The following is a 6,540-nucleotide window of genomic DNA, read 5'->3' as shown; positions in this document are numbered from 1 at the left end:
TGCGAGTTGTTCATGCCCAGCTGACGCTGCGCATTGACTGCCATGATGTTGCTTCTAACTACCATTCCCATGATAAAACCTCCCTGAATTGTCGCGGGCGTATCCCTCCGCCCKGTTCATTAATGAAAATTATATTTTCAGGCTCCCGCGTGTACAGCGCGCCAGCACGCGCGAAAACCGGAAAACCATGTCTACCGCGCCATACTTACGGGCCGCCCGCTGCGTTTTTCAAAGATCTCGCCGCGTTCAATTTTAATATCCTTGGGCGCGTCGATCGCAAGCTTGAGGTCGCCATTCTGCTTGACCACCCGCACGAAAATATTCTCGTTGATCACCACATATTCGCCGACGTTCCTGCCAAGAACCAACATGGCCGCACCTCCTTATGCGCAAAACGAAAAAATCCAAGTGTGGCAAAAAGTACACTTTTTGTCACACGCTTCCATTTTTGTCTTTTCACAAAAACAGTTGCATTTATTTAGGCAATCCGACGAATCATCTCTGTCAGACTATCCATAAGCACAGCCTAGGTTCCAAAGAATCCAGGTGTGGCAAAAGGTGTACCTTTTGTCATGCGCTTCTATTTTTTATATTCGTATCGCCTGGGAAAAACTAAAGCGAAATCAATAAAAAATTTCTCTTGCTTTTTGCGTGCACGCTTTTTTGCCCGCTGGCATACAGTGGAACAGCCCAACATGCACAGACAGGAGGATTTTTATGCCGATTATCTATCTCAGCCCCTCCACGCAGGAATGGAACCATTATGTAAACGGCGGTACGGAAGAATACTATATGAATCTGATCGCCGATGCGATGGAGCCATATCTGCGCTCATCCGGTATCCGCTGGACACGCAANGTGTACCTTTTGTCATGCGCTTCTATTTTTTATATTCGTATCGCCTGGGAAAAACTAAAGCGAAATCAATAAAAAATTTCTCTTGCTTTTTGCGTGCACGCTTTTTTGCCCGCTGGCATACAGTGGAACAGCCCAACATGCACAGACAGGAGGATTTTTATGCCGATTATCTATCTCAGCCCCTCCACGCAGGAATGGAACCATTATGTAAACGGCGGTACGGAAGAATACTATATGAATCTGATCGCCGATGCGATGGAGCCATATCTGCGCTCATCCGGTATCCGCTGGACACGCAACACCCCGGATATGACCGCAGCTTCTTCGATCGCACAGTCGAACCGTGGCAATTATGACCTGCATCTGGCGCTTCACTCCAACGCTGCCCCTGAAAGCGAGGCTGGAATGCGTCAGGGCGCGGAGGTCTATTATTATCCCACAAGCGTCTCCGGCAAGCGCGCCGCCGATATCATCGCCGAAAACCTCAAGGCGATCTATCCCTATCCGTGGCTGGTCAAAACCGTCTCCACCACGCACCTGGGCGAAGTTTCCCGCACACGCGCGCCGGGCGTGCTCATCGAATTCGCCTACCACGACAACCTCGAGGACGCGAGCTGGATCAAGCAGCACATCAGTGAAATCGCCGAAAACGTCGTTTTGTCGCTGACCGAATATTTTGATATCCCCTTCGTTTCGCCACAGCCGCCGCGCCGCGGAATTGTCACCGTCCGCTGGGGATACCTCAACATCCGCGAAAAACCTTCTCTTGACGCGCGCGTGCTGGCGCACGCCTACAATGGCAACTCGATCGTCGTCAACGGCCAGTGGGAAAACTGGTATGTCGTTAACTTCAATGGCGTGGTCGGTTACGCCGATTCCCGCTATATCCATATATCCCAATGAAACTTTAAATTTTCCATTAAAGGATGGCGTGTATGAACGAACATTACCCGTTTGAACTGACCCCGCTCCCTTATCCCTGCGACGCGCTGGAACCGTATATCGACAAGCTGACTGTCGAAATCCATCATGACCGCCACCAAGCCGGCTATGTTAAAAAGCTCAACGAGGCGCTCGCGGACTGCCCTGAGTACCACTGCTGGTCGCTGGAGCAGCTCATCTGCGGCTGCGCGCAGCTGCCGTGCAATATCCGCCGGGACGTTTACCGCAATGCCTGCGGCGTCTGGACGCACGAGCTTTATTTCGACTGCATGACCCCCAGCCAGACAGCCGGGCATCCCTGCGGCCAGCTCGCCCAGGCCATCGACAAGTGCTTTTGCTCATTTGACCGGTTCCGCGATGTTTTCACACAGACAGCGGCCGCGCGCTTCGGTTCCGGATGGGCATGGCTCGCCTGCGCGCCGGATGGCGGCCTACATGTCTTTTCCACCCCCAATCAGGATACGCCGCTCACCCGCGGGCTTCGCCCCATCCTGTGTGTCGACGTTTGGGAGCATGCATACTATTTAAAATATAAGAACCTGCGCGCCGATTATCTGGACGCGTGGTGGCACGTCGTCGACTGGCAGTTCGCCGAGGAAAACTACATATTTGAAACCGGCGAAAAAAGTTGTTGACTTTATCGATTTTATCTGTTAAACTGACAACATAGCGGCGGAACGCACGAACGTTCTGCGCAAAACATGGCGTTGATCGGAAACAAGTAGGACGTTTTATCCCCACAGAAAGCAGCCGGGCGATGAGAGGCGCGGGGCAATGACGCCGTCTGAATTACATTCCGGGAGCCGCGCGAAAGCGCCGGGTACGCCCGTTACAGCGCGCGGTGCAACCGGGCGGTTCGCACCCGCAGAGGCGCCGGACGCGAGTGCGGCGCAAACCGAGGTGGTAACGCGGACTTCCCCCGCCCTCCGGATAGCCGGAGGGCGGGTTTTTTAGCATATCGAAAAAATTTGATCATAATAGCAAAGCTGCTTCCCCTGAGTAAAGCATCAAGCTTTAACAGGGCGGGGTGTTGTCCAAAATGCAGGGAGGCATAGCCATGTTGGAAAAAATTCTGATGATCGTCATTTTCTTCGCCGTGACTGTCGCCATTGGCGTTTATTGCCGCCGGCACGCCGGCAGCGTAGGCGACTTTGTGCTTGGCGGGCGCAGCGTCGGGCCGTGGGTCACGGCGTTTGCATACGGCACGTCCTATTTTTCATCGGTCGTGTTTGTTGGTTATGCCGGGCAGTTCGGGTGGAACTTCGGCGTCTCCGCGACCTGGATCGGCATCGGCAACGCGCTGATCGGCAGCCTGCTCGCCTGGGTGCTGCTCGGACGGCGCACACGCGTCATGACAAAGCACCTTGAATCGGCCACCATGCCCGATTTTTTCGCGAAACGCTACTGTTGCCCTGCGCTCAAAACCGTTTCGTCCGTTCTGATTTTCGTATTCCTGGTGCCGTATTCCGCTTCGGTTTACAAGGGTCTATCCGGCTTGTTCGCAATGGCGTTCGGCATCGATTTCAAATGGTGCGTCATCGGAATCGCCGTGCTCACCGGCATCTATGTCGTTGTTGGCGGCTATATGGCGGCCGCGCTCAACGACCTTGTGCAGGGCGTCGTCATGCTTGCCGGCATCGTCATGGTCGTCGTTTCAATTCTCAATGGGCGCGGCGGCTTTTACAGCGCGTTTGAACAGCTTTCCCAAATGCCGAGCGAAACCGCCCCGGGACTGAATGGCGCGTTTGTCTCGTTCTTCGGCCCGGACCCGCTTGGCCTGCTTGGCGTCGTCATACTGACAAGCCTTGGTACGCTCGGTTTACCGCAGATGGTTCACAAGTTTTATACCATTAAAAATGAAAAATCGATCAAAGCCGGCACCATTATTTCAACGCTGTTTGCCCTTATCATCGCCGGCGGCAGCTATTTCATGGGGGCGTTTGGCCGTCTGTACTACACGCCGCCTGCGTCCGGACAGCCTGTTTTTGACAACATCGTTCCGGAAATGCTCGCTGGCAGCCTGCCCGATTTATTGATCGGCGTTGTGATGATCCTGGTCCTGTCCGCATCCATGTCGACGCTTTCCTCGCTTGTCATCACCTCGTCGTCGACCTTCACGCTTGATTTTCTTGGCGGCGTCCTTTTCAAGGGCATGGAACACAAGGCGCAGCTTCGCTGGATCAGGGCGCTGTGTATCTTTTTCGTCACTCTTTCCGTTGTGCTCGCGCTCAATCCCAACAGCCTCATCACCTCGCTGATGTCGCTCTCCTGGGGCGTGCTGGCCGGTTCCTTTTTGGGACCGTTCGTTTATGGACTGTTCTGGCGTGGCGCAACGGCCGCCGGCGTCTGGGCCTGCTTTATTACCGGCGTGGGCATCAATGTGTTCAACCTGTTCGTACCCTTTGCCGCACCGACCTCCGCCGGCGCCATTGCGATTGTGGCATCCCTTATTGTGGCGCCTCTCGTCAGCCTTTTCACGCCAAAGCTGTCACAGGCGCACCTGGATGTCACTTTCTCCTGCTATGATGAACGGGTCGCCGCGCCACACAAGCTGATCCTGGAGCAGGTTTCCGAATAAACAGATTACAGTATCCAACAGTCCCCTGTCTGCCGGCGCGGGACTGTTTTTCTTTGCGGCGTTCGTTTATCCTTGGTAAACAAATTTTTCCCTTTTATACACGATTTGGGTAGTTACCACAATTTGTATCCGATTAAAGTCAAAAAATTCACATAAAATTTAATAAATGAATGGCGACAAAGCATTTCATTTGTGATATTATATGAAAGTTATTTTAAATATAGATGAAAAAAACCCGCTGGAGAACAGGTGTTTTCCTTTGGCGGGCAAAAGGCCACCGTTGAGACAAGGGTTATCAAACGTCCGGGTCGCCGCAGCTGTATATGGCGGCAACGCCCTGTTTTTTTGACCCGGAAAGTGAGCGTTCTATGAGTGAAACAAAATTTGAGGATATCGGTCTGTCGCGGGAGCTTGTACAGGCTGTCAGCGATATGAATTTTACGCAGGCCACCGGCATCCAGGCGCAGGCAATCCCCCTGCTGATGCAGGGGGCCGATGTGATTGGCCGCTCCAGCACTGGTACCGGCAAAACAGCCGCATTCGGCATCCCCGCCGTGGAGCGCATTGAAGGCGGCCTGAAAGCGCCGCAGGTTCTGGTGCTCTCGCCCACGCGTGAGCTTGCCATGCAGATTGCCGACGAGATGCGCAAATTCGCCAAATATAAGCCCGGCGTCTGTGTTGCGGCCGTCTACGGCGGAGCGCCGATGGACGCCCAGATCCGCGCGCTGCGCGCCGCCAACATTGTAATCGGCACGCCGGGGCGCGTGATGGACCATATGCGCCGCCATACGCTGCGCCTTGCCGATCTGCGCACCGTTGTCCTTGACGAAGCGGACGAAATGCTCAATATGGGCTTTCTTGAGGACATCCAGACCATTCTGGCCGAAACGCCCGATACGCGTCAAACAGTCCTGTTTTCCGCCACCATGCCGCCGGCAATTCTGAAAATCACCGACGAGTTCCTGCGCGATCCGCAGACGGTTGACATCCGCACAGGCCAGCGCACCATTGCAGCGGTCGAGCAATTTTTCTACCGCGTACCGCAGGCGCGCAAGATGGATGCGCTCAATCTCCTGCTTCAATATCACGACCCGAAGCGCGCGGTCGTGTTCTGCAATACCAAGGCAATGGTCGACAGCCTGACTGAATATCTCAGCGAGCACGGTTTCCGGGCGCTTGGCATCCACGGCGATATGAAGCAGTCCGGCCGCACGCAGGTCATGCAGAGTTTCCGCGACGGCAAAACGCGCATCCTTGTAGCGACCGATGTGGCGGCGCGCGGGATCGACGTTGAAAACATTGAAGCCGTCTTTAATTTTGATATTCCCCAGGAGTTCGAGCACTACATCCACCGCATTGGACGCACCGGACGCGCAGGCCGGACAGGGATGTCGCACACGCTTGTATGCGGCGCGCGCCAGGTCGATACAATCCGTCAGCTGCGCCGCTTTATCAACGCGGATATCCGCGAAGCTCCTCTGCCGATGGGCGATGAAATCGTGCGGAAAAAGCGCGAAAAATTCGCAGCGCGCGTCGCGCGCACGCTCGAGGCGGACGAATACGGCAAGTGGGGCGAGCAGCTTGACGCAATCGCGGCCGAACGCGGCTGTGAAATGCGCGATATCGCCTGCGCGCTTGCGCAGATGATCGCTGCGCGCGATAAAAAACTGATTCCCGTCCTGAAAATTCCCGCGCCCGGCGAACGCCCGGCGCGCGGCGGACGCCGCGTGGTTCTGCGCGCGGACGCGGGACGCGCGCAGAATGTAACGCCGGCTAATTTTGTCGCGGCCATTGCCGACGCGTCCGGCCTGCCCGCGCGCGCGATCGGCAAAATCGATATTTTTGAGGACGGCTCCCTGATCGAGCTGTATGAAAATGATGCGCTTACAGTCATCGAGGCGATGCGTACCGCAAAAATCCGCGGAATTGATGTGCACTTTACGCTTACGTCTGAAAAGCCGCGTTATGCCGCGCGCGGAGGCTTTGCAGGCGGCCGGGAAAAGCCGTTTTTCCGGCCTAAGCCGTCGCAGCGGCGCGACCGCGCCTCCTACAACGACCGCAACCGCCGCCGTACGCACGATGAATAACAGGCGCGTCCGCGCAGTAAAAAAAGGCCCGGATATCCCCACAAAGGATATCCGGGCCTTTCATTGCGCGCCGCG

General features: G+C 55.4%; 5 protein-coding genes and 1 pseudogene. 5 read left to right on the top strand and 1 reads right to left on the bottom strand.

What is annotated here, in order from left to right; genetic code table 11:
* Positions 1-191: 191 nt before the first annotated feature.
* Positions 192-371, bottom strand: a complete 180-nt coding sequence (locus FMM72_RS12420; protein ID WP_160210546.1) for a carbon storage regulator — start codon at positions 369-371, stop codon at positions 192-194.
* 346 nt (positions 372-717) lie between these two features.
* Between FMM72_RS12420 and FMM72_RS12415 the strand changes: the two are divergent.
* The 5 genes and pseudogenes from FMM72_RS12415 to FMM72_RS12395 all read left to right on the top strand — a co-directional run.
* Positions 718-855: pseudogene (locus FMM72_RS12415) on the top strand (peptidoglycan hydrolase); the annotation flags it as partial.
* Between the two features lie 162 nt (positions 856-1,017).
* Entirely contained in the window at positions 1,018-1,761 is a 744-nt protein-coding gene (locus tag FMM72_RS12410; protein WP_160209050.1) for an N-acetylmuramoyl-L-alanine amidase, read from the top strand.
* Positions 1,762-1,793: 32 nt separating this feature from the next.
* Positions 1,794-2,435, top strand: a complete 642-nt coding sequence (locus tag FMM72_RS12405) for a superoxide dismutase (RefSeq protein ID WP_160209049.1) — start codon at positions 1,794-1,796, stop codon at positions 2,433-2,435.
* 422 nt (positions 2,436-2,857) lie between these two features.
* Complete coding sequence (locus tag FMM72_RS12400) at positions 2,858-4,378, top strand: sodium:solute symporter family transporter (protein ID WP_160209048.1); 1,521 nt, start codon at positions 2,858-2,860, stop codon at positions 4,376-4,378.
* Between the two features lie 368 nt (positions 4,379-4,746).
* Positions 4,747-6,465 (top strand): DEAD/DEAH box helicase, encoded by a 1,719-nt coding sequence (locus tag FMM72_RS12395; RefSeq protein WP_162221608.1) that lies wholly within the window; start codon positions 4,747-4,749, stop codon positions 6,463-6,465.
* Positions 6,466-6,540: the final 75 nt, after the last annotated feature.

Origin of the sequence: Anaerotruncus colihominis (assembly GCF_010206195.1) — a bacterium.
Taxonomy (GTDB): Bacteria; Bacillota; Clostridia; order Oscillospirales; family Ruminococcaceae; genus Anaerotruncus; species Anaerotruncus colihominis_A.
This window is presented reverse-complemented; position numbering and strand designations above follow the sequence as displayed.

Coding starts and splice junctions, on each gene's coding strand:
- FMM72_RS12420 (WP_160210546.1), bottom strand. CDS start 371: ATGTTGGTTCTTGGCAGGAACGTCGGCGAATATGTGGTGATCAACGAG.
- FMM72_RS12410 (WP_160209050.1), top strand. CDS start 1,018: ATGCCGATTATCTATCTCAGCCCCTCCACGCAGGAATGGAACCATTAT.
- FMM72_RS12405 (WP_160209049.1), top strand. CDS start 1,794: ATGAACGAACATTACCCGTTTGAACTGACCCCGCTCCCTTATCCCTGC.
- FMM72_RS12400 (WP_160209048.1), top strand. CDS start 2,858: ATGTTGGAAAAAATTCTGATGATCGTCATTTTCTTCGCCGTGACTGTC.
- FMM72_RS12395 (WP_162221608.1), top strand. CDS start 4,747: ATGAGTGAAACAAAATTTGAGGATATCGGTCTGTCGCGGGAGCTTGTA.